Annotated in this window: 19 protein-coding genes and 1 pseudogene; 8 read left to right on the top strand and 12 right to left on the bottom strand. The window is 68.3% G+C overall.

Annotation, left to right across the window (positions count from 1 at the left end; translation table 11 throughout):
• The first annotated feature begins 141 nt into the window (after window positions 1–141).
• Window positions 142–1,395: a tryptophan permease gene (mtr, locus tag FFS27_RS05260; protein WP_003096841.1), complete on the top strand. Its 1,254-nt coding sequence runs from the start codon at window positions 142–144 to the stop codon at window positions 1,393–1,395.
• A gap of 24 nt (window positions 1,396–1,419) precedes the next feature.
• On the opposite strand, the gene FFS27_RS05255 is transcribed toward mtr, so the two are convergent.
• Both FFS27_RS05255 and FFS27_RS05250 read right to left on the bottom strand, forming a co-directional pair.
• Window positions 1,420–2,094, bottom strand: coding sequence for a GNAT family N-acetyltransferase (locus FFS27_RS05255; protein WP_023100268.1), 675 nt, complete (start codon window positions 2,092–2,094; stop codon window positions 1,420–1,422).
• Window positions 2,095–2,102: 8 nt separating this feature from the next.
• Complete coding sequence (locus FFS27_RS05250; RefSeq protein WP_003142089.1) at window positions 2,103–2,552, bottom strand: GNAT family N-acetyltransferase; 450 nt, start codon at window positions 2,550–2,552, stop codon at window positions 2,103–2,105.
• Between the two features lie 127 nt (window positions 2,553–2,679).
• On the opposite strand from FFS27_RS05250, the gene pdxR reads away from it, so the two are divergent.
• Both pdxR and FFS27_RS05240 read left to right on the top strand, forming a co-directional pair.
• A complete protein-coding gene (pdxR, locus tag FFS27_RS05245; protein ID WP_023092781.1) occupies window positions 2,680–4,155 on the top strand; it encodes a MocR-like pyridoxine biosynthesis transcription factor PdxR in 1,476 nt (491 codons plus the stop codon).
• 36 nt (window positions 4,156–4,191) lie between these two features.
• Window positions 4,192–5,406, top strand: coding sequence for a YeeE/YedE family protein (locus tag FFS27_RS05240; protein ID WP_003106317.1), 1,215 nt, complete (start codon window positions 4,192–4,194; stop codon window positions 5,404–5,406).
• A gap of 364 nt (window positions 5,407–5,770) precedes the next feature.
• On the opposite strand, the gene aspA is transcribed toward FFS27_RS05240, so the two are convergent.
• The gene (aspA, locus tag FFS27_RS05230; RefSeq protein WP_003096822.1) at window positions 5,771–7,195 is read right to left on the bottom strand and encodes an aspartate ammonia-lyase; all 1,425 of its coding nucleotides are present in this window, start codon (window positions 7,193–7,195) and stop codon (window positions 5,771–5,773) included.
• A gap of 175 nt (window positions 7,196–7,370) precedes the next feature.
• Between aspA and FFS27_RS05225 the strand changes: the two genes are divergently transcribed.
• A complete protein-coding gene (locus FFS27_RS05225) occupies window positions 7,371–8,279 on the top strand; it encodes a LysR substrate-binding domain-containing protein (RefSeq protein WP_003096819.1) in 909 nt (302 codons plus the stop codon).
• A gap of 36 nt (window positions 8,280–8,315) precedes the next feature.
• Here the strand turns inward: FFS27_RS05225 and adhP are convergent, their stop codons facing one another.
• On the bottom strand, window positions 8,316–9,344 hold the full coding sequence (gene adhP / locus FFS27_RS05220) for an alcohol dehydrogenase AdhP (RefSeq protein ID WP_003111449.1): 1,029 nt from the start codon (window positions 9,342–9,344) through the stop codon (window positions 8,316–8,318).
• Between the two features lie 347 nt (window positions 9,345–9,691).
• Between adhP and purE the strand changes: the two genes are divergently transcribed.
• The 4 genes from purE to FFS27_RS05195 all read left to right on the top strand — a co-directional run bounded on the left by purE (window position 9,692) and on the right by FFS27_RS05195 (window position 12,266).
• Window positions 9,692–10,183 carry a 5-(carboxyamino)imidazole ribonucleotide mutase gene (gene purE / locus FFS27_RS05210; protein ID WP_003106314.1) on the top strand — a complete coding sequence of 164 codons (492 nt, stop codon included), beginning with the start codon at window positions 9,692–9,694 and terminating at the stop codon, window positions 10,181–10,183.
• Between the two features lie 30 nt (window positions 10,184–10,213).
• A complete protein-coding gene (locus FFS27_RS05205; protein WP_021263192.1) occupies window positions 10,214–11,296 on the top strand; it encodes a 5-(carboxyamino)imidazole ribonucleotide synthase in 1,083 nt (360 codons plus the stop codon).
• A gap of 114 nt (window positions 11,297–11,410) precedes the next feature.
• Complete coding sequence (locus FFS27_RS05200; protein WP_003096795.1) at window positions 11,411–11,656, top strand: GlsB/YeaQ/YmgE family stress response membrane protein; 246 nt, start codon at window positions 11,411–11,413, stop codon at window positions 11,654–11,656.
• Between the two features lie 61 nt (window positions 11,657–11,717).
• Window positions 11,718–12,266: a DUF3299 domain-containing protein gene (locus FFS27_RS05195; protein WP_003136384.1), complete on the top strand. Its 549-nt coding sequence runs from the start codon at window positions 11,718–11,720 to the stop codon at window positions 12,264–12,266.
• Window positions 12,267–12,331: 65 nt separating this feature from the next.
• Here FFS27_RS05195 and FFS27_RS05190 read toward each other — a convergent pair whose 3' ends face one another.
• From FFS27_RS05190 to glyA, 8 genes and pseudogenes are all read right to left on the bottom strand, one after another.
• Window positions 12,332–13,288 (bottom strand): D-hexose-6-phosphate mutarotase, encoded by a 957-nt coding sequence (locus FFS27_RS05190; protein WP_003142078.1) that lies wholly within the window; start codon window positions 13,286–13,288, stop codon window positions 12,332–12,334.
• An 83-nt stretch (window positions 13,289–13,371) separates the two neighbouring features.
• Window positions 13,372–14,571 carry a formaldehyde dehydrogenase, glutathione-independent gene (fdhA, locus tag FFS27_RS05185; protein WP_003096788.1) on the bottom strand — a complete coding sequence of 400 codons (1,200 nt, stop codon included), beginning with the start codon at window positions 14,569–14,571 and terminating at the stop codon, window positions 13,372–13,374.
• A gap of 206 nt (window positions 14,572–14,777) precedes the next feature.
• Window positions 14,778–15,635: a formyltetrahydrofolate deformylase gene (locus FFS27_RS05180; protein WP_003096786.1), complete on the bottom strand. Its 858-nt coding sequence runs from the start codon at window positions 15,633–15,635 to the stop codon at window positions 14,778–14,780.
• Between the two features lie 49 nt (window positions 15,636–15,684).
• A complete protein-coding gene (gene soxG, locus FFS27_RS05175) occupies window positions 15,685–16,320 on the bottom strand; it encodes a sarcosine oxidase subunit gamma (protein WP_003096784.1) in 636 nt (211 codons plus the stop codon).
• Between the two features lie 93 nt (window positions 16,321–16,413).
• Window positions 16,414–19,431, bottom strand: a complete 3,018-nt coding sequence (locus FFS27_RS05170) for a sarcosine oxidase subunit alpha (protein ID WP_023101733.1) — start codon at window positions 19,429–19,431, stop codon at window positions 16,414–16,416.
• Window positions 19,428–19,748: a sarcosine oxidase subunit delta gene (locus tag FFS27_RS05165; protein WP_003096781.1), complete on the bottom strand. Its 321-nt coding sequence runs from the start codon at window positions 19,746–19,748 to the stop codon at window positions 19,428–19,430. Before FFS27_RS05165 ends, FFS27_RS05170 begins: the two co-directional genes overlap by 4 nt.
• Window positions 19,749–19,947: 199 nt before the next feature.
• The gene (locus FFS27_RS05160) at window positions 19,948–21,198 is read right to left on the bottom strand and encodes a sarcosine oxidase subunit beta (protein ID WP_003096779.1); all 1,251 of its coding nucleotides are present in this window, start codon (window positions 21,196–21,198) and stop codon (window positions 19,948–19,950) included.
• Between the two features lie 85 nt (window positions 21,199–21,283).
• Window positions 21,284–21,522 (bottom strand): annotated as a pseudogene (gene glyA, locus FFS27_RS05155) (serine hydroxymethyltransferase); the annotation flags it as partial.

Here is a 21,522-nt window from a genome sequence, read left to right as displayed (position 1 = left end):
TCCCCTTTTTTTATCGGCATCGGTTGCCGCGTCGGCTGGCTGTTCGCCCTGCCAGGGTGCGCCCGGCGCGCGCGCCGCCTAGAATGCCGCCTCTGCCCAACGGCGCGTCGCGCCGCAGGCGCTGACTATCGGGAAGTCCAGGTGTCGTCCTCTCCAGCTCAAACGCCCAGCCGCCGGCCCTCGCTGCTCGGCGGTTCGATGATCATCGCCGGCACCGCCGTCGGCGCCGGAATGTTCTCCCTGCCCATCGCCATGTCCGGCATCTGGTTCGGCTGGTCGGTGGCGGTGTTCCTGCTCACCTGGTTCTGCATGCTGCTGTCGGGGATGATGATCCTCGAGGCCAACCTCAACTACCCGGTGGGCTCGAGCTTCTCGACCATCACCCGCGACCTGCTCGGCCAGGGCTGGAATGTGGTCAACGGGCTGAGCATCGCCTTCGTCCTCTATATCCTCACCTATGCCTATATCTCCGGCGGCGGCTCGATCATCGGCTACACCCTGTCCAGCGGCCTCGGCGTGACCCTGCCGGAAAAGCTCGCCGGGCTGCTGTTCGCCCTGGCGGTGGCGCTGGTGGTGTGGTGGAGCACCCGCGCGGTGGACCGCATCACCACGCTGATGCTCGGCGGCATGATCATTACCTTCGGCCTCTCCATCAGCGGCCTGCTCGGGCGCATCCAGCCGGCGATCCTGTTCAACAGCGGCGAGCCGGACGCGGTCTACTGGCCCTACCTGCTGGCGACCCTGCCGTTCTGCCTGACTTCCTTCGGTTACCACGGCAACGTGCCGAGCCTGATGAAGTACTACGGCAAGGACCCGCAGCGGATCAGCCGTTCGCTGTGGATCGGCACCCTGATCGCCCTGGCCATCTACCTGCTGTGGCAGGCCAGCACCCTGGGCACCATCCCGCGCGAGCAGTTCAAGGGCATCATCGCCGGCGGCAGCAACGTCGGCACCCTGGTGGAATACCTGCACCGGATCACCGCGTCGGATTCGCTGAACGCGTTGCTCACCACCTTCTCCAACCTGGCGGTGGCCAGCTCCTTCCTCGGCGTGACCCTCGGCCTGTTCGACTACCTGGCCGACCTGTGCAGGTTCGACGACAGCCACTTCGGACGTTTCAAGACCGCGTTGCTGACCTTCGTCCCACCGACCATCGGCGGGCTGCTGTTCCCCAACGGCTTCATCTACGCCATCGGTTTCGCCGGGCTGGCCGCGGCGTTCTGGGCGGTGATCGTTCCGGCGCTGATGGCGCGGGCCTCGCGCAAGCGCTTCGGCAGCCCGCTGTTCCGCGCCTGGGGCGGCACGCCGGCGATCGTGCTGGTGCTGCTGTTCGGCGTGGCCAACGCGGTCGCGCACATCCTGGCCAGCCTGCACTGGCTGCCGGAGTACCGTTGAGCGACCGGCAGTCCCTGCCAGGGGCTAGTCGCGCAGCGCCTCCAGCGTCTGCCGCTGGCGGCCTTCGGCGTCGAAGTTGGAAGGATCGAGCCAGCGCTCGAACGCCGCCTGTCGCGCCGGCCATTCGCTGTCGAGCAGGGAGAACCAGGCGGTGTCGCGGTTGCGCTGCTTGACCACCATGTGCTGGCGGAAGGTGCCTTCGTAGGTGAAGCCCAGGCGCTCGGCGGCGCGCATCGAACGGGCGTTGCCGGCATTGCACTTCCACTCCAGGCGGCGGTAGCCGAGGCGGCCGAGGGCGAGCTCGGCGAGCAGGTAGACCGCCTCGGTAGACCCCGGTGTGCGCTGCATCGGCGCGCCGAAGGCGATATGGCCGATTTCGATGACGCCATCCTTCGGCGTGATCCGCAGGTAGCTGAGCAGGCCGACGGCGCGCTGCGTGCGCCGCTCGCGCACGGCGAAGAACAGCGGGTCGCGGCTGGTCGCCTGGCCGGCCAGCCAGGCGTCGAACGCCGTGCGCTCGGCGAACGGGCCGTAGGCCAGGTATTCCCACAGCAGCGGGTCGGCGCCAGGCCCTTGCAGGGCGTCCCACAGGTCGTCGCCGTGGCGTTGCGGATCGAGCGGTTCGAGCTTGACGAAGCGGCCGTCGAGCGGGGCGTGGGGCGGAGTGGCGACGGGGCGCCAGTTCAAGGGTTCGCGCATGGTGGGCCTCAGAGAATCCTGCGGTACTGAAGGAAACCGGACTTGTCGGCGATGCGCTCGTACAGCTTCATCGCGTCGCTGTTGCTCTCGTGGGTCAGCCAGTGCACCCGCGAACAGCCAGCGGCGCCGGCCTCGGCGTAGACATGCTCGATCAGCCGGCGCCCTATGCCTTCGCCGCGCAGGCCCTCGGCGACGAACAGGTCCTGCAGGTAGCAGTAGTCGCCGACGGTCCAGCAGGAGCGGTGGTAGATCCAGTGCACCAGGCCCACGGCGCGCTCGTCGAGCCAGGCGAGGGCGGCGTTCATCGGTTCGTCGGCGTCGAGGAAGCGCTGCCAGGTGGCGTCGCTGGTAGCGGCGGCGATCTCGGTCTTGTAGAAGCGCTGGTAGCCCTCCCACAGCGGCAGCCAGGCGGCGTGGTCGGCGGCGCCGACGGGACGAATCTGCAGGGACGTGCTCATGGCTCGGTTCCATGTCCGGGTAAAGGTGCCTCCAGACTAGGCCGGGAAATGGTCCGCTAGAAGATCCATTGCTGGTCAATTCCACAGGTCCAATCCACACTGGCGCTTTCTTCCCTCCGAGACCGCCATGGCCACCGTACTGCCCTTCGACGCCGCCGGCATCCACCTCGACCCCGCCCAGGGCCTGGCCCGCCAGCTCTACGCCGCGCTGCGCGAACGGATCCTCGACGGCCGCCTCGGCAGCCGCACGCGGATGCCCGCCAGCCGCGAGCTGGCCCAGGCCCTGAAGGTCTCGCGCAACACCGTGGTGCGGGCCTATGAACAGTTGCACGCCGAGGGCTATATCGACGGGCGCACAGGCGACGGCACCTACGTTGCCGAGTTGCAGGAAATCCCAGGCAGGGCCCCTGCCGTCGCCCCGAGCGCTCCCGCGCCACGCGGCCCGGCGGCCCTGGCGCCGCCTCCGGAAGGCGCGCCGCGAGCGTTCCGCGTCGGCGTGCCGGCCTTCGACCTGTTCCCCTTCGACACCTGGGCGCGGCTACAGGCGCGCTTCTGGCGCAACCCGCCGGCGGACTGCCTGGGCTACGGCGACCCGGCCGGCGAGGCGCGCCTGCGCGAGCTGATCGCCGCCTACCTGCGCAGCGCGCGCGGCCTGCGCTGCGAGGCGGAACAGGTGATCGTCACCCATGGCGCGCAGCAGGCCATCCGCCTGTGCGCCCAGGTGTTGCTCGAGAACGGCGATCCGGTGGCTGTGGAAAACCCCGGCTACCGCGCGGCGCGCCTGGCCTTCGCCGCGACCGGCGCGGTACCGCACGGGATCGACATCGACGCCGAGGGCCTGCGCAGCGACCGGCTCGCGGGCATTGCCGGCTGCCGCCTGGCCTATGTCACGCCGTCGCACCAGTACCCCACCGGCGTCACCCTGTCGCTGGCGCGGCGCCTGGAGCTGCTGGAGTGGGCCGAGCGCGCCGACGGCTGGATCGTCGAGGACGACTACGACGGCGAGTATCGCTACAGCGGTACGCCGCTGGCGCCGCTGGCCGCGCTGGACCGACAGGGCCGGGTGCTCTACGTCGGGACCTTCTGCAAGATCGCCTTCCCGGCGTTGCGCCTGGGCTACCTGGTGGTCCCGCCGGCGCTGGTCGAGCGCTTCCGCCAGCGGCGGGCCATCGAGGTACGCCATTCGGAGGTGGGCACCCAGCGGGTCATGGCCGACTTTATCGCCGAGGGGCATTTCCAGCGCCACGTCCGCCGCATGCGCCGCGCCGCCCGCGCCCGCCGCGACGCCTTGCTGCGGGGCTGGCCAGAGGCGCCGGGTTGCCAGCCGTTGCCGGCGGTGGAGGCGGGGCTGCACCTGTGCGTGCGGGTCGACAGCCTGGCGCGCGAGCGGGCCCTGATCGCCGCGGCGGCAGCCGCCGGGGTGGAAGTCAGCGCCTTGAGCGACTACTGGATGGACGACTCCAGCGTTGCGCCAGACGACCGCGCGGGCCTGGTGCTGGGCTTCGCGGCAGTACCCGAGGCGCGTATCGACGAAGCGCTGCGGGCGTTGCGCAAGGCCTGGCGGCGGGAGGCCCTGGTTGGACCCGTCGTCGCGACTGACTAGAATGCCCCCGGATCACCCTCGCGCCCAGGAGTAGCCATGAGTGTCGCCCTTTCCGCCGCGCCCGAGCGCAAGCTCGCCGCCCCCCTGATCGCCTTCGCCCTGCTGGTGCTCGGCGGGCTGTTCCTGTTCAACGCGGTCAGCGCGCGCCAGGCCATCCTCTTCATCGTCGGCGGCGCCCTGGGCCTGACCCTCTACCACGCCGCCTTCGGCTTCACCTCCGCCTGGCGGGTATTCATCCGCGAACGGCGCGGCGCCGGGCTGCGCGCGCAGATGGTGATGCTGGCGCTGGCGGTGCTGCTGTTCTTCCCGGCGCTGGCGGCGGGCAGCCTGTTCGGCCAGCCGGTGAGCGGTTTCGTCTCGCCGGTCGGCACTTCGGTGATCGTCGGCGCCTTCATTTTCGGCATCGGCATGCAACTGGGCGGCGGCTGCGCCTCCGGCACCCTGTTCACCGTCGGCGGCGGCAACGCGCGGATGCTGGTGACCCTGCTGTTCTTCATCCTCGGCTCGCTGATCGCCACCCAGCATGTCGGCTGGTGGTTCGCCCTGCCGTCGCTGCCGCCGATCTCGCTGGTCGCCGAACTGGGCCTGGCACCGGCGCTGGTGTTGAGCCTGGCGGTGTTCATCGGCATCGCCGGGGTCACGGTACGCATGGAGAAGGCCCGCCACGGCACCCTGGAAACCCCGCCGAGCGCCGAATGGCGCGGCTGGCGGCGCTTCCTCCGCGGCCCCTGGCCGCTGGTCTGGGGCGCGTTGGCGCTGGCGCTGCTCAACTTCCTCACCCTGTACCTCGCCGGACGCCCCTGGGGCATCACGTCGGCCTTCGCCCTGTGGGGCGCGAAGATCGCCCAGGGCGTGGGCCTGGACGTCGGCGCCTGGGCCTTCTGGCAGACGCCGGCGAACGCCAAGGCGCTGGCCGCGCCGCTGTGGGAAGACATCACCAGCGTGATGGACATCGGCATCGTCCTCGGCGCGCTGCTCGCCGCCGGCCTGGCCGGACGCTTCGCGCCGAACCTGGACATCCCGCGCCGTTCGCTGGCGGCGGCGGTGATCGGCGGGCTGCTGCTCGGCTACGGCGCGCGCCTGGCCTATGGCTGCAACATCGGCGCGTATTTCAGCGGGATCGCGTCCGGCAGCCTGCATGGCTGGTTGTGGTTGGTGGCGGCGTTTGCCGGCAACAGCGTCGGGGTACGGGTATTGAGGCCTTATTTCTTCCCGGAGGAGCGGCGGGAGCAAGGGTTGACGGGGTGTTGAGAGGGGATATGCCTTCGTAGGACGTATGACGCGGACGTTATCCACAGGTGAGCGCAGCCACACAACACCTCGGCAACGAGGAAGATCTGCGGGCCGTTAGTGGATGGTGAAAAAAAGAAGGGACACCGCAGGTCGCCGTGTCCCTCAGAGTGTAGAGAGGGAAAGTTGGTATCCCTCTCGACCGGTGAGCGTGGCGCCGCGGCTGGGCCGGGGCGCCGGGTATAAAAGAAGGGATGAAGGGTATCCATCCCTAAAGGTCGAGGGGGTAGTACTCCCCCTCTACCGGTGAGCCTTCTTCGATCGGCTGTGCTGCGGCCCGGCTGCGTCGACAGCCGGACCTGGGCGCGCTCGATCTCGTATCGGATCAGGCGCGCAGCGGAATCAGGCGCGGCGCGATCATGTTTTCCGGCAGCAGGATGTCGGCCAGGGTGGCCTCGTCCAGCAGCTTTTCCTCGCGTACCAGTTCCAGTACGCCGCGGCCGCTCTCCAGGGCGGTCTTGGCGATCCGCGTGGAGTTCTCGTAGCCGATGTACGGGTTCAGCGCGGTGACCAGGCCGATGCTGTGCTCGACCAGTTCGTGGCAGCGCTCGACGTTGGCGGTGATGCCGGTGATGCAGTGCTCGCGGAGCATGTCCATGGCGCGTTGCAGCAGGCGGATCGAGTCGAAGATCTTGTAGGCGATCAGCGGCTCCATCACGTTCAGTTGCAACTGGCCGCCTTCGGCCGCCAGGGTCAGGGCGAGGTCGTTGCCGATCACTTCGAAGGCGACCTGGTTGACCGCTTCCGGGATCACCGGGTTGACCTTGCCCGGCATGATCGAACTGCCCGGCTGGCGCGGCGGCAGGTTGATCTCGTTGATGCCGGTGCGCGGGCCGCTGGAGAGCAGGCGCAGGTCGTTGCAGATCTTCGACAGCTTGACCGCGGTGCGCTTGAGCATGCCGGAGAACAGCACGAAGGCGCCCATGTCGGAGGTGGCTTCGATCAGGTCGGCGGCCGGTTTCAGCGGCTGCCCGCTGATGGCGGCCAGGCGCTCGACGGCGAGCTTCTGGTAGCCGGGGTCGGCGTTGATGCCGGTGCCGATGGCGGTGCCGCCGAGGTTCACTTCGGTGAGCAGCTCCGGCGCCAGGCGACGCAGGCGATCGAGGTCTTCGCCGAGGGTGGTGGCGAAAGCGTGGAATTCCTGGCCGAGGGTCATCGGCACGGCGTCCTGCAATTGGGTGCGGCCCATCTTCAGTACGCCGGCGAATTCGACGCCCTTGGCGGCGAAGGCCTGGATCAGGCTGTCGAGGCTGGCCAGCAGGGTGTCGTGGCCGAGCAGCAGGCCCAGGCGGATGGCGGTCGGGTAGGCGTCGTTGGTCGACTGCGCCATGTTCACATCGTTGTTCGGGTGCAGGTACTTGTACTCACCCTTGGTATGGCCCATGGCTTCCAGCGCGATGTTCGCGATCACTTCGTTCGCGTTCATGTTGGTGGAGGTGCCGGCGCCGCCCTGGATCATGTCCACCACGAACTGCTCGTGGAAATCGCCGCGGATCAGGCGGGCGCAGGCCTCGCTGATGGCGGCGTGCTTGTCTTCCGGGAGATGGCCGAGCTGACGGTTGGCGTCGGCGGCGGCCTGCTTGACCATGGCCAGGGCAACGACCAGCTTCGGGTAGTGCGACAGCGGCACCCCGGAGAGGCGGAAGTTGTTCACGGCGCGCAGGGTCTGGATGCCGTAGTAGGCGTCAGCGGGCACTTCGAGGGTGCCGAGCAGGTCTTTCTCGATACGGGAAGATGCAACGGGGGACATGACGGGATTTGTCTCAGAGGGACACGGCCAGTGCCGCGATGCCCACTAGACTAAGGATGTGACGATTTCGTGGCCAATGCTGTTAAACGCTGCCTCATGCACAAACGGCATAATGTTGGATGTGACGCTGGTATGATGGCGGACGTGTCGTCGCATTACCGGAGCCTTTCCCGTCGTGAACCTCGAACTGAAGTGGCTGGAGGATTTCATCGCCCTGGCCGGCACCCGCAGCTTTTCCCAGGCGGCGGAGAAGCGCTTCGTCACCCAGCCGGCCTTCAGCCGGCGCATCCGCAGCCTGGAGGACGCCCTCGGCCTGACCCTGGTGAATCGCCAGCGCACGCCGGTGGAACTGACCGAGGCCGGGCAGCTGTTCCTGGTCACCGCGCGCAGCGTGGTCGAGCAGCTCGGCCAGGTGGTGCGCCACCTGCACCACCTGGAAGGCGGGCAGGGCGAGGTGCTGCAGTTCGCCGCCGCCCACTCGCTGGCGCTGGGCTTCTTCCCGCAGTGGATCGCGCGGCTGCGCAACGAGGGGCTGAACATCGCCAGCCGGCTGATCGCCACCAACGTCGGCGAGGCGGTGCATTCCCTGCGCGAGGGTAGCTGCGACCTGATGCTGGCGTTCTACGACCCTGACGCCGCGTTGCAGATGGACCCGGAGATTTTCCCCTCGCTGCACCTGGGGCGCACCGAGATGCTGCCGGTTTGCGCGGTGAACGCCGAGGGCCAGCCGCTGTTCGACCTGGAGAACGGCCAGAGCGTGCCGCTGCTCGCCTACAGCGCCAGCGCCTTCCTCGGTCGCGGGGTCAACCTGCTGCTGCGCCAGCGCAACCTGCGCTACACCACGGTCTACGAGACGGCGATGGCCGACAGCCTGAAGAGCATGGCGCTGCAAGGCATGGGCGTGGCCTGGGTGCCACGGCTGAGCGTGGTCAACGAACTGGAGCGCGGCGAACTGGCGATCTGTGGCGGGCCGCAATGGTTCGTGCCGCAGGAAATCCGCCTGTACCGCTGCGCGCTGGTGCGCAAGGCGGCGATCCGCCTGCTCTGGCGCAAGCTGGAAGGCGGGCTGGGCAGCGTCGAGTAGACAGGCAAGGGCGGCGCCGGGACGCCGCCCCGCAGGTCACATCTCAAGGACGATGCGCCCCTCGATCTGCCCGGCGCGCATCTGGTCGAGGATCTGGTTGATGTCGTCCAGCTTGCCCGGATGGATGGTCGCCTTGACCAGGCCTTCGCCGGCAAAGTCGAGGGCTTCCTGCAGGTCCGCGCGGGTGCCGACGATGGAGCCGGCGATGTGCAGGCCCTTGAGCACCACGTCGAAGATCGGCGTCGGGAAGTCACCCGGCGGCAGGCCGACCAGGGCAATGGTGCCGCCGCGGCGGGCCATGCCGATGGCCTGGCCGAAGGCGCTGTTGGATACCGCTGTGACCAGCACCCCGTGGGCGCCGCCGATGTCGCGCTGGATCGCCTCCACCGGGTCTTCCTGACGGGCGTTGACCGTCAGGCTGGCACCGAGCTTGCGCGCCAGTTCCAGCTTGGCGTCGTCGATGTCGATAGCGGCGACGTGCAGGCCCATGGCCCTGGCGTACTGCACGGCGACGTGGCCGAGGCCGCCGATGCCGGAGATCGCCACCCACTGGCCGGGGCGCGCGTTGGTCTGCTTGAGCCCCTTGTAGACGGTGACGCCGGCGCAGAGGATCGGCGCGATTTCAGCGAATTCGACGTTTTTCGGCAGAATTCCGACGTAGTTCGGGTCGGCCAATACGTATTCGGCATAGCCGCCGTTCACCGAGTAGCCGGTGTTCTGCTGGCTCTCGCAGAGGGTCTCCCAGCCGGTCAGGCAGTGCTCGCAGCAGCCGCAGGCGGTGTACAGCCAGGGGATGCCGACCCGGTCGCCTTCCTTCACCCGGGTCACTCCGCTGCCCACCGCGGCGACGTAGCCGACGCCTTCGTGACCGGGAATGAACGGCAACGGCGGCTTCACCGGCCAGTCGCCCTCGGCGGCGTGCAGGTCGGTGTGGCAGACGCCGGAGGCTTCGATCTTCACCAGTACCTGCCCGGGGCCGGGCAGCGGAACCTTGACTTCCTCGATCCGCAGCGGCGCGCCGTAGGCGTGCACGACCGCGGCTTTCATGGTCTGTGGCAGGGTCATGGTCATCTCCTTGGACGGGGCTGAGCGCCTGTCGCGGTGCCTTTGACGGGCACCGCGACAGGCTGCGGAACCGGCGCGGCCGCCGCTCCCTCGGAGCGCGCCGCGACAACCAGTCTGGCCGCTCGTGGCAGGCGCGCATTGAGTTGCGGCAAGTTTCCCGCCATGGCGCGAAAAAACGGGACGGACGGTAGCCCCCGGCGCGCGCCCGGCCTGCCTTTGCGGTATACTGCGCCGCCTTCGAACCGGCACTGCCCGCCGGCTCGGCCCAGTACAAGCCACGCCCCTCGACGAAGCGTGGCTTGTTGGTTTCTGACGCGCCGGACGGCGCATTTGAGAGAGGCACGACGATGAGCGCACTGGTTGGCGTGATCATGGGTTCCAAATCGGACTGGAGCACCCTCAGTCACACCGCGGACATGCTGGACAAGCTGGGCATCCCCTACGAAGTGAAGGTGGTTTCCGCCCACCGCACCCCGGACCTGCTCTTCCAGTACGCCGAGGAAGCCGAAGGCCGCGGCCTCGAAGTGATCATCGCCGGCGCTGGCGGCGCCGCCCACCTGCCGGGCATGTGCGCGGCCAAGACCCACCTGCCGGTACTCGGCGTGCCGGTACAGTCGTCGATGCTGTCGGGTGTCGACTCGCTGCTCTCCATCGTGCAGATGCCCGCCGGCGTACCGGTCGCCACCCTGGCCATCGGCAAGGCCGGCGCGGTCAACGCGGCGCTGCTCTCGGCGAGCATCCTCGGCGCCAAGCACCCGCAGTACCACGAGGCGCTGAAGCAGTTCCGCGCCAACCAGACCGAAACCGTGCTGGACAATCCCGACCCGCGCGATGCGTGAGACAGGCTCTGAGAAGGTAAGGCTCGAACCATGAAAATCGGTGTCATCGGTGGCGGCCAGCTGGGCCGCATGCTGGCCCTGGCGGGAACCCCGCTGGGCATGAACTTCGCTTTCCTCGACCCGGCGCCGGACGCCTGCGCGGCCTCCCTGGGCGAGCACATCCGCGCCGACTACGGCGACCAGGAGCACCTGCGGCAACTGGCCGACGAGGTCGACCTGGTGACCTTCGAGTTCGAGAGCGTGCCGGCGGAAACCGTGGCCTTCCTCTCCCAGTTCGTGCCGGTCTACCCGAACGCCGAGTCGCTGCGCATCGCCCGCGACCGCTGGTTCGAGAAGTCGATGTTCAAGGACCTCGGCATTCCCACCCCGGACTTCGCCGACGTTCAGTCCCAGGCCGACCTCGATGCCGCCGCGGCCGCCATCGGCCTGCCGGCGGTGCTCAAGACCCGCACCCTGGGCTACGACGGCAAGGGCCAGAAGGTCCTGCGCCAGCCGGCCGACGTGCAGGGCGCGTTCGCCGAACTGGGCAGCGTGCCGTGCATCCTCGAGGGCTTCGTGCCGTTCACCGGGGAAGTCTCGCTGGTGGCGGTGCGCGCTCGCGATGGCGAGACGCGTTTCTACCCGCTGGTGCACAACACCCACGACAGCGGCATCCTCAAGCTCTCCGTGGCCAGCAGCGCGCATCCGTTGCAGGCGCTGGCCGAGGACTACGTCGGCCGCGTGCTGGCCCGGCTCGACTACGTCGGCGTGCTGGCCTTCGAGTTCTTCGAGGTGGACGGCGGCCTGAAGGCCAACGAGATCGCCCCGCGAGTGCACAACTCCGGGCACTGGACCATCGAAGGCGCCGAGTGCAGCCAGTTCGAGAACCACCTGCGCGCCGTCGCCGGCCTGCCGCTGGGCTCGACCGCCAAGGTCGGCGAGAGCGCGATGCTCAATTTCATCGGCGCAGTGCCCCCGGTGGATCAGGTGGTCGCCGTCGCCGATTGCCACCTGCATCACTACGGCAAGGCCTTCAAGAACGGCCGCAAGGTCGGCCACGCCACCCTGCGCTGTGCCGACCGGGCGACGCTGCAGGCGCGCATCGCCGAGGTCGAGGCGCTGATCGAGGCGTGAGCGATTGCCGTCCGCCCATCCTTGGGTTGGCGGGCGGCACTGAACCCAAGGCTTTTCTACACTGTCCCATGGCAGGCGCAATACATGCGCATACACCCGTAAGGAGGGACTGTCATGGGATTAATCGGAACCATCATCGTCGGACTGATCGTTGGTCTCGTTGCACGCTTTCTGAAGCCAGGTGACGACAGCATGGGCTGGATCATGACCATCCTGCTCGGCATCGGCGGTTCGCTGCTGGCCACCTACGGCGGCCAGGCGATCGGCTTCTACCAGGCCGGCCAGGCGGCCGGTTTCATCGGCGCGGTGGTCGGCGCCGTCGTACTGCTGGTCATTTACGGCCTGATCAAGAAGAATTGATGGCTCTGGCCGGCCCCCGCGGGGGCCGGCGTTTCCTCACTTCGCCGGTATTCCCGCCATCATGCGCCGCTTCCCGTTCGCCCGCCTGTTGTTGCTCGCCCTGTTGTCCTCACCCCTGGCCCACGCCGAACTGCCCGAGACCGACTGGCTGGAACTGATGCCGCCGGCCGACCGCAAGGCGCTGGAAGAAATGCCCGACATCGTCCACGACACCCCGGAGGCCGCCGGCACCTTCACCAGCAAGGGTGGCCTGAAGCAGTCGGACCGAAAGATGCCGGCGGTGATGTATTCGGCCAAGACCGTCGCCAGCCTGGATGGCAAGGCGATCCGCCTCGGCGGCTACCCGGTGCCGCTGGAGAACGACGCCAAGGGCCGCGTCACCGAATTCTTCCTGGTGCCCTATCCGGGCGCCTGCATCCACGTGCCGCCGCCGCCGCCGAACCAGATCGTCCTGGTGCGTTATCCACAGGGGCTGAAGCTGACCGATATCTACACCCCGCTGTGGGTCAGCGGCACGCTGAAGATCGAGCAGGTGAGCAATGACCTGGCCGATGCCGCCTACGCCATCGACAAGGCGCGGGTGAAGGTGGTGGAGGAAGCGGACCTGTAGGGCCGGCACCTGCGCAACGGTCCATGGCGGACGATGCGAGCCGCCCCGTCCGCTCGCCGACCCGCTCAGGGTCGTTTCAGCGGCTCGCTCCAGATCTGCACGCCAAAGCTTTCGCTGCGCCCGGGGGCGACCACCATGAGGTCGTCCCAGACCCGCCCGGTCTCGATGCAGAGCATCTGCTGCCAGGCGTCGTCGGCGAACTGCGAGAGACGCCGGGACTTGTCCACCCAGGGGTTCCAGACCACCGCCGAGCGCGAGTCGAGGGCGTGCAGGTGGATGCTGCGTTCCCAGCGCGGGTCCTTGATCAGCAGGTCGCGTTCGAGACCGAGGTAGATGCGGTCCAGTTCGCCTTTGACCCGTACCGCGCCGTGCTGGGTGCGTTCTTCCCAGTTCTCCAGGGTCTCGATGTAGCGCGCGCCTTCCAGGCCCTCGATGGCGATCTCGCGGCTGTCGCTGACCGCGAAGTAGGTGTGCAGTGCCTGGCTGAGCACCAGCGGCTTGCTGCCTAGGTTCTCGCTGGTGAGTCGCAGGGTCAGGCGCTCGCCGAAGCGGAACAGCATGCGCAGCGCCGCCGGGTGCGGCCAGCCGGGGAGGCCATCGGGGGCGTCGAGGCGGAAGCTGACGCAGAGGTCGCCGTCCTCCTCGGCGATGTCGTCGATTTCCCAGTCGACCGCCCGGACCAGCCCGTGGGCGGGCGCCTTCAGGCCATCTTCCACCTGGCCGCGGACTTCCTGCGGGTTGCGCTCCAGCGGACCGAACCACGGCCAGCACACCGGCACCCCGCCGCGAACCGACTGCCCGCGCCGGTAGCCGGCCTCGTCGCTGAGCCAGACCAGCGGCGGCTGTTCGTGGGGCTGGTAGCTGAGCAGTTGCGCGCCCTGCTGGGCGATCAGCGCCTCGCCATGGGCGGTGTGGATGCGCCAGCAGGCCAGGTCGTCGACCTGTACCTGTTCGACGCGGTTGATCGGGCTATCGGTGCTCATGGCGGTCTCCGGGAGGCGAATGGATGGCAGCAGTATCACCGATCCATTTTATCGCCGGCAGTTCCCCCGGATAGCGCCAACGAAGACGCGGCCCGTAGGCCGCGTCGGTTGTTGCCGGTGGTTCAGGCCGCGCGGAACAGGTTGTGCGGGTCGATGACGAATTTCTTCGGCACCCCGGCGTCGAACTCGCCGTAGCCTTTCGGCGCATCGTCGAGGGTGATGACTTCCACCCCGACGATGTCGGCGATCTTGATCCGGTCCCACATGATCGCCTGCATCAGCTGGCGGTTGTACTTCATCACCGGGGTCTGGCCGGTATGGAAGCTGTGCGACTTGGCCCAGCCCAGGCCGAAGCGGATGCTCAGGGCGCCGTGCTTGGCGGCCGCGTCCACCGCGCCCGGGTCTTCGGTGACGTACAGGCCGGGGATGCCGATCTTGCCGGCGACCCGGGTGATGCCCATCAGCGAGTTGAGCACGGTGGCCGGGGCTTCCTGCTGCGAGCCCGAATGGCCGTGGCCGCGCGCCTCGAAACCGACCGCGTCGACCGCGCAGTCGACCTCCGGCTCGCCCAGCAGAGCGGCGATCTGTTCGTGCAGCGGGGTGTCCTTGGACAGGTCGGCGATCTCGAAGCCCTGTTTCTTGGCATGGGCCAGGCGGGTCGGGTTGACGTCGCCGACGATCACCACCGCCGCGCCGAGCAGGCGTGCCGAGGCCGCCGCGGCCAGGCCGACCGGACCGGCGCCGGCGATGTAGACCGTGCTGCCCGGGCCGACGCCGGCGGTGACCGCGCCGTGGTAGCCGGTGGGGAGGATGTCCGAAAGGCAGGTCAGGTCGCGGATCTTCTCCATCGCCGCTTCGCGGTTGGGCAGTTTCAGCAGGTTGAAGTCGGCGTAGGGCACCAGCACGTATTCGGCCTGGCCTCCGACCCAGCCGCCCATGTCGACGTAGCCGTAGGCGCCGCCGGCCCGCGCCGGATTGACCGTCAGGCAGACGCCGGTGTGCTGTTCCTTGCAGGTACGGCAGTGACCGCAGGCGACGTTGAACGGTACCGAGACCAGGTCGCCGATCTTCATGGTTTCCACGCCACGCCCGATCTCCACCACCTCGCCGGTGATCTCGTGGCCCAGCACCAGGCCTTCCGGCGCGGTGGTGCGGCCGCGCACCATGTGCTGGTCGGAGCCGCAGATGTTGGTGGAGACCACCCGCAGGATCACCCCGTGGTCGATCTGCCGGCCCTGCGGGTCCTGCATCTTCGGATAGGGAATGTTCTGCACCTCGACCTTGCCCGGGCCGAGATAGACCACACCACGATTGCCAGACATACGCGTTTCCTCTTTGTCGTTGTGGGTACAAATGCGCGGCGTCCACGGCCGCGCGGCTTTGCACTGGAAAGTCGTCTGTTGCGCGACAGGGCCGGAGAATGCTGGCAGCCGGCGGGCTGTCGGTGTTGCTCGGGACGCGAGGCCGTGCGAAGCGCCCCTCTCCCTGGCGCTCTTCCTTCAGCGAGGGTTGGGGAGAGAGGGCGCGCTTACAGCACCACGGTCCGATTGGCGTTGAGGAATACCCTCCGCTCGATGTGGTAGCCCACCGCCCGCGCCAGGGTCAGGCACTCGATGTCGCGGCCCTTGGCGATCAGGTCCTCGGGGTAGTGGGCGTGGTCGACCGTCTCGACGCCCTGGGCGATGATCGGCCCTTCGTCGAGGTCGTTGTTGATGTAGTGGGCGGTGGCGCCGACCAGCTTCACGCCCTTCTGGTAGGCCTGGTGGTACGGCTTGGCGCCCTTGAAGCCGGGCAGCAGGGAGTGATGGATGTTGATCGCCCAGCCGTCCAGGCGTCGGCACAGTTCCGGCGACAGCACCTGCATGTAGCGAGCGAGGATCACCAGCTCGGCGCCACTCTCTTCGAGCACCTGCCAGACCCTGGCTTCCTGGGCCGGCTTGTCGTTCGGGTCGAGCGGGAAGTGGTGGTAGGGAATGCCGTGCCAGCGTGCCAGCGGCTCCAGGTCCGGGTGATTGGAAATCACCGCCACCACGTCCATCGGCAACTGGCCGATGCGCTGGCGGTAGAGCAGGTCGTTCAGGCAGTGGTCGGCCTTGGAAACCATGATCGCCACCTGGCTGCGGTAGCCCGGCGCGGTCAGCTCGGTACGCATGCCGAACGGTGCCACCCGTTCGGCCAGTCCGGCGCGGAAGGAGGCTTCGTCGAAGCCGTCGCCGGCGCGGAACTCCACGCGGATGAAGAAGCGTTGCGCCAGGCGGTCGTCGAACGAATGGTGCTCGGTGACGTAGCAGCGCTGCTCGAAGAGGTAGCGCGTCACCACGTCGACGGTGCCCAGCAGGCTGGGACTGTCGGCGGTGAGGATCCAGGTGTCGGGGGTACGGCTCATCGCGAGGCTCCGGGTCCGGTATCCCCTCCCGGGGAGCGGGTAAGGCTGCTCATGCCGCTACCTGCAGGCCGTATTCGGCGCTGGCGTCCTGCAACCAGAGCCAGAAGTAGTCGGCGAAGCTGCGGCGCACGACCAGCTCCCAGGTGTCCTCGCCGGTATGGCGGATCACGCATTGCGACTTGGCGAAGATGCTGCCGACCGCCTTGCCCACCGGGAAGTTGCTCGGATGCACGTCGTAGCTGGTGGATTTCATCAGCAGTTCGCGGACGTTCGCTCCGCTCAGTTCGAGCAGCGTCTGCCCGCCGCTGACGTTAACCACCGCGTAGTGCAGCTCCTCGCCCAGGGCCTGGCGCAGGCGCTGTTCGACGGCATATTCCTCGCCGCCGGGGACGATCAGCAACCATTCGTCCGGGGCCAGCCATTGCAGCGAGGTCTCGCCGCTGGCGACCAGGGTCAGGGCCACCGGCAGTTCCAGGCCGAGGGCCTGGTGCACGGCGGCGGCGAAGGCCGGGTCGGCGGCATCGCCGCGCAGCACCAGGTGGCCGAGCAGCTTCTTCTCGCGCAGGACGATACCGGCCTTCGCGGCGGTCTTGCCGGCGAGCTTGTGCAGCTCGGCATGGTGCAGCGGCGATTCGGCGTGGACGCCGGGTTCGGGGCGTTGCTGGTAGACGTTTGCCTTGCTCATTCGTTTTCACCTTGGGGCGCCGCGCGCCCTGGTAGCCTGTCTGCCTTCTCCCTTCGGGGAGAGGGCCGGGGAGAGGGGCGAGCCCCTCTCCGGTCAATCCACGTTCTGCCGTTCCCCTTTCGGGTCGTAGAACACCGAGGAACAGATCTCCGCCTCGATGAAGCGGCCGTCCGCCAGCGGCGCGTAGACCTTCTGGCCCATGCGCTTGAGGCCGCCTTTCACCACCGCCAGGGCGAAGCCGTGGCCGAGGCTGGCGCTCATGTAGCTGGAGGTGACGTGGCCGACCATCTTCATCGGGATCGCCTGCTGGGTGTCGAACACCAGTTGCGCGCCTTCGGGCAGTACCTCCTGCGGGTTGCTCGGCCTGAGTCCGACCAGTTGCTTGCGATCCTCGCGCAGGCAGTCGGCGCGGTTCATGCCGCGCCAGCCGATCCAGGAGAACGGCTTGCTGCGGCCCACCGCCCAGCCCATGTTGAGATCGTCCGGGGTGACCGAGGCATCGGTGTCCTGGCCGACGATGATGAAGCCCTTCTCGGCGCGCAGGACGTGCATGGTCTCGGTGCCGTAGGGCGTCAGGCCGTACTTCGCACCGTGCTCGGCGAGCGCTTCGAGCACGCCCATGGCGTAGTCGGCCTGGACGTTCACCTCGTAGCTCAGCTCGCCGGTGAAGGAGATGCGGAACACCCGCGCCGGCACCCCGGCGACCTTGCCTTCCTTCCAGGTCATGAAGGGGAAGGCATCCTTGTCCAGGTCGATGTCGGTGACTTCGGCGAGCAGCTTGCGGCTGTTCGGGCCGGACAGGGTGAGGGTCGCGTAGTGGTCGGTGACCGAGGTGAAGTACACCTTCAGCTCCGGCCATTCGGTCTGGTGGTACAGCTCCAGCCACTCCAGTACGCGGGCGGCGCCGCCGGTGGTGGTGGTCATGACGAAGTGGTTGTCGGCCAGGCAGGCGGTCACGCCGTCGTCGAAGACCATCCCGTCTTCCTTGCACATCAGGCCGTAGCGCGCCTTGCCGACGTCGAGCTTGGTCCAGGCGTTGGTGTAGACCCGGTTGAGGAACTCCCGCGCGTCCGGGCCCTGGATGTCGATCTTGCCCAGGGTCGAGGCGTCGAGCAGGCCGACCGCCTCGCGCACCGCGCGGCATTCGCGGGCCACTGCGGCGTGCATGTCCTCGCCGCGGCGCGGGAAGTACCACGGCCGCTTCCACTGGCCGACGTCCTCGAACTCGGCGCCGTTCTTCACGTGCCAGGCGTGCAGGGCGGTGAAACGCACCGGTTCGAACAGGTGCCCGCAGTGGCGGCCGGCGACGGCGCCGAAGGTCACCGGGGTGTAGTTCGGGCGGAACATGGTGGTGCCGGTGTCGGCGATGCTCTTGCCCTGGGCCCGCGCGGCGATCGCCAGGCCGTTGATGTTGCCCAGCTTGCCCTGGTCGGTGCCGAAGCCCAGCGCGGTGTAGCGCTTGACGTGCTCGATGGACTCGAAGCCCTCGCGGCAGGCCAGTTCGATGGCGGCGGCGGTGACGTCGTTCTGCGGATCGACGAACTGCTTCGGTGCGCGTGCCGTGGGCTTCTCGTGGGGCACCTGGAACAGCGCGACGGGTGCTTCCTCGCGGCGCGGCTGGACCTTCGGCAGGCTGCCGGCGGCGGTCTTGTAGCCGGCGTCGAGGGCGGCGCGGCTCCCGGCCTGGTAGCCGTCGGCGAGCACCTCGGCGAGCCCGAACACGCCGTTCACGGCGCCGGCGCAGATGCGTTTCTGCAAGCCTTCGCCGGGGACGAAGGCGAGGATTTCCTCGCGCCATTCCGGCTTGCCGCCCAGGTGCGAGGCCAGGTGCACGACCGGGCTGTAGCCGCCGGAACTGGCGATCAGGTCGCAGTCCAGCCATTCGCCGCCGCTGGCGCGCATGGCCTGCAAGTCGATCCGGGCGACCTTGGCGCCGCTGACCCGCTTGCCGCCGCGAGCCTCGATCACCGAACTGCCGGTGATCACCCGCATACCGCGTTGGCGTGCTTCCTCGACCCACTCGCCGCGCGGATTGGCCCTGGCGTCGGCGATGGCCACCACTTGCAGGCCGGCTTCCTGCCAGTCGAGGGCGACGCGGTAGGCGTAGTCGTTGTTGGTGGCCAGCACCAGTTTCTTGCCCGGTGCCACGCCGTAGCGCCGTACATAGGTGGAAACCGCGCCGGCGAGCATGTTGCCGGGCAGGTCGTTGTTGCCGTAGACCAGCGGCCGCTCATGGGCGCCGGCGGCCAGTACCACGCGCTTGGCGCGCACGCGGTGCACGCGCTGGCGGACCTGGCCGAGCGGGGCGACCTCGCCGAGGTGGTCGGTGCGCCGCTCGTGGATGGTGAGGAAGTTGTGGTCGTGGTAGCCGTTGACCGTGGAGCGCGGTAGCAGGATGACTTCCGGCAGGCCTTGCAGCTCGGCCACGGCGTCCGCGACCCACTCGGCGGCGGGCTTGCCGTCGAGGGTCTCGCGGGTGTCCAGCAGGCTGCCGCCGAACTCTTCCTGCTCGTCGGCGAGGATCACCCGCGCGCCGCTGCGAGCGGCGGCGAGGGCGGCGGCCAGGCCGGCCGGGCCGGCGCCGACCACCAGCACGTCGCAGTGGTGGTTCATCCAGTCGTAGCTGTCCGGATCGACCTCGGTCGGCGCGCGGCCCAGGCCGGCGGCCTTGCGGATGTACTTCTCGTAGGTCATCCACATCGACTGCGGGTACATGAAGGTCTTGTAGTAGAACCCGGGCGGCATCAGCTTGCCGCCGACCTTGCCGAAGATTCCCATCAGGTCGTTCTGCACGTTCGGCCAGCCGTTGGTGCTGGTGGCCACCAGGCCGCTGTAGAGCGCCTGCTGGGTGGCGCGCACGTTGGGGATCTGGGTGGCTTCGCGGGAGCCGATCTGCAGGATCGCGTTGGGCTCCTCGGCGCCGGCGGCGACGATGCCGCGCGCCCGCGAGTACTTGAAGCTGCGGCCGACGATGTCGACGCCGTTGGCCAGCAGCGCGGCGGCCAGGGTGTCGCCGGCATAGCCCTGGTAGTGCTGGCCGTTGAAGCTGAAGGTCAGCGGGCGGTTGCGGTCGATGCGGCCGCCGCTGGACAGGCGATTGATCTGGCTCATGCCGGTTCCCCTTGTACGGCGGGTTTCTTCTCACCGTCGGCGACGACGCTGGGCTGCTCGCCGATCAGGTAGGTCTCGAGGATTTCGTAGGTCACCGTATGGCGGGTGACGTTGAAGTACTTGCGGCAGCCGGCGGCGTGCACCCACAGCTCGTGATGGAGGCCGCGCGGGTTGTCGCGGAAGAACATGTAGTCGCCCCATTCCTCGTCGCTGCAGGCGTTCGGGTCGAGCGGGCGCGGGATGTGGGCCTGACCCTTGGCGTGGAATTCCTCTTCGGAACGCAGTTCGCCGCAGTGGGGGCAGAAGATATTTAGCATTTTGTAGCCTCCGGAAACTGTTCTTGCCGGTTGACCGGCACCCTCTTCCTTCAGGGAGAGGGCTGGGGAGAGGGTCGCTCCCCGGTTGTTTCGTTACGGTCGAGAGTGGGCGCGCGCCTTCAACACCCTCTCCCGCCCTTCGGGCACCCTCTCCCTGAAGGGCGAGGGGCAGCGGATTTCGCCCTTCGGGCGGCTTTTGTCAGTGCGCCACTGCCGCCGCGCCGTGCTCGTCGATCAGCGCACCGCTGTGGAAGCGTTCGATGGAGAAGGGCGCGGCCAGCGGATGCGGTTCGCCCTTGGCCAGGGTGGCGGCGAAGACGTTTCCGGAGCCGGGAGTGGCCTTGAAGCCGCCGGTGCCCCAGCCGCAGTTGAAGAACAGGTTCTGCACCGGAGTCTTGCCGATGATCGGGCAGGCGTCCGGGGTGGTGTCGACGATGCCGCCCCACTGGCGGTTCATGCGTACCCGCGAGAGCACCGGGAACATCTCGACGATGGCTTGCAGGGTGTGCTCGATCACCGGGTAAGAGCCGCGCTGGCCGTAGCCGTTGTAGCCGTCGATGCCGGCGCCGATGACCAGGTCGCCCTTGTCCGACTGGCTGATGTAGCCATGCACGGCGTTGGACATGATCACGCTGTCGATGATCGGCTTCAGCGGCTCGGAGACCAGCGCCTGCAACGGGTGCGACTCCAGCGGCAGGCGGAAGCCGGCGAGCCTGGCCATGTGCCCGGAGTTGCCGGCGGTGACCACCCCGACACGACGCGCGCCGATGAAGCCGCGGTTGGTCTCGACGCCGATCACCGCGCCGTCCTGCTTGCGGAAGCCGGTGACTTCGGTCTGCTGGATCAGGTCCACGCCGAGGGCATCGGCGGCGCGGGCGAAGCCCCAGGCCACCGCATCATGGCGGGCGACGCCGCCGCGACGCTGGATGGTCGCGCCCATGATCGGGTAGCGGGTGTTCTTGCTGCAGTCCAGGTAGGGAATCTCCTCCGCCACCTGCTGCGCGTTCAACAGTTCGCCGTCGACGCCGTTGAGGCGGTTGGCGCTGACCCGGCGCTCGCCGTCGCGCATGTCCTGGAGGGTGTGGCAGAGGTTGTAGACCCCGCGCTGGGAGAACATCACGTTGTAGTTGAGGTCCTGGGACAGGCCCTCCCACAGCTTCATCGCGTGTTCGTAGAGCAGCGCGGACTCGTCCCACAGGTAGTTGGAGCGCACGATGGTGGTGTTGCGTGCGGTGTTGCCGCCGCCCAGCCAACCTTTCTCGACCACCGCCACGTTGCTGATGCCGTGTTCCTTGGCCAGGTAGTAGGCGGTGGCCAGACCGTGCCCGCCGCCGCCGACGATGACCACGTCGTAGACCGGCTTCGGCGTGGGCGTGCGCCACATGCGTTGCCAGTTCTCGTGATGGCTCAGTGAATGCTTTAACAGGCCGAAGCCGGAGTAGCGTTGCATGTGGATGCTCCTGAACTGTTGCTCCCTCTCCCGCGGAGAGGGTTGGGCCGGGGCGCGTCGGGCTCCCCGACCGTCTTCGGGGGGCTCAGCGATAGACCGGGAAGTCCGCGCAGAGACCGGCGACCTGGGTGGCGACCTTGGCTTCCACGTCGGCATCGCCGAGGTGGTCGAGGATGTCGCAGATCCAGCCGGCCAGTTCGCGGCTCTGCGCTTCCTGCAGCCCGCGGGTGGTGATGGCCGGGGTGCCGATGCGGATGCCGGAGGTGACGAACGGGCTCTGCGGATCGTTCGGCACCTGTCTGTCATACACATCTCCGAGCCCAC

Source organism: Pseudomonas sp. 2VD (genome assembly GCF_005503585.1).
Lineage (GTDB): Bacteria > Pseudomonadota > Gammaproteobacteria > Pseudomonadales > Pseudomonadaceae > Pseudomonas > Pseudomonas aeruginosa.
This window is presented reverse-complemented; position numbering and strand designations above follow the sequence as displayed.

Coding starts and splice junctions, on each gene's coding strand:
- FFS27_RS05170 (WP_023101733.1), bottom strand. CDS start 19,431: ATGAGCCAGATCAATCGCCTGTCCAGCGGCGGCCGCATCGACCGCAAC.
- FFS27_RS05180 (WP_003096786.1), bottom strand. CDS start 15,635: ATGAGCCGTACCCCCGACACCTGGATCCTCACCGCCGACAGTCCCAGC.
- purE (WP_003106314.1), top strand. CDS start 9,692: ATGAGCGCACTGGTTGGCGTGATCATGGGTTCCAAATCGGACTGGAGC.
- FFS27_RS05200 (WP_003096795.1), top strand. CDS start 11,411: ATGGGATTAATCGGAACCATCATCGTCGGACTGATCGTTGGTCTCGTT.
- fdhA (WP_003096788.1), bottom strand. CDS start 14,571: ATGTCTGGCAATCGTGGTGTGGTCTATCTCGGCCCGGGCAAGGTCGAG.
- FFS27_RS05255 (WP_023100268.1), bottom strand. CDS start 2,094: ATGCGCGAACCCTTGAACTGGCGCCCCGTCGCCACTCCGCCCCACGCC.
- FFS27_RS05240 (WP_003106317.1), top strand. CDS start 4,192: ATGAGTGTCGCCCTTTCCGCCGCGCCCGAGCGCAAGCTCGCCGCCCCC.
- FFS27_RS05195 (WP_003136384.1), top strand. CDS start 11,718: ATGCGCCGCTTCCCGTTCGCCCGCCTGTTGTTGCTCGCCCTGTTGTCC.
- FFS27_RS05250 (WP_003142089.1), bottom strand. CDS start 2,552: ATGAGCACGTCCCTGCAGATTCGTCCCGTCGGCGCCGCCGACCACGCC.
- FFS27_RS05160 (WP_003096779.1), bottom strand. CDS start 21,198: ATGCAACGCTACTCCGGCTTCGGCCTGTTAAAGCATTCACTGAGCCAT.
- FFS27_RS05205 (WP_021263192.1), top strand. CDS start 10,214: ATGAAAATCGGTGTCATCGGTGGCGGCCAGCTGGGCCGCATGCTGGCC.
- adhP (WP_003111449.1), bottom strand. CDS start 9,344: ATGACCCTGCCACAGACCATGAAAGCCGCGGTCGTGCACGCCTACGGC.
- FFS27_RS05165 (WP_003096781.1), bottom strand. CDS start 19,748: ATGCTAAATATCTTCTGCCCCCACTGCGGCGAACTGCGTTCCGAAGAG.
- soxG (WP_003096784.1), bottom strand. CDS start 16,320: ATGAGCAAGGCAAACGTCTACCAGCAACGCCCCGAACCCGGCGTCCAC.
- aspA (WP_003096822.1), bottom strand. CDS start 7,195: ATGTCCCCCGTTGCATCTTCCCGTATCGAGAAAGACCTGCTCGGCACC.
- pdxR (WP_023092781.1), top strand. CDS start 2,680: ATGGCCACCGTACTGCCCTTCGACGCCGCCGGCATCCACCTCGACCCC.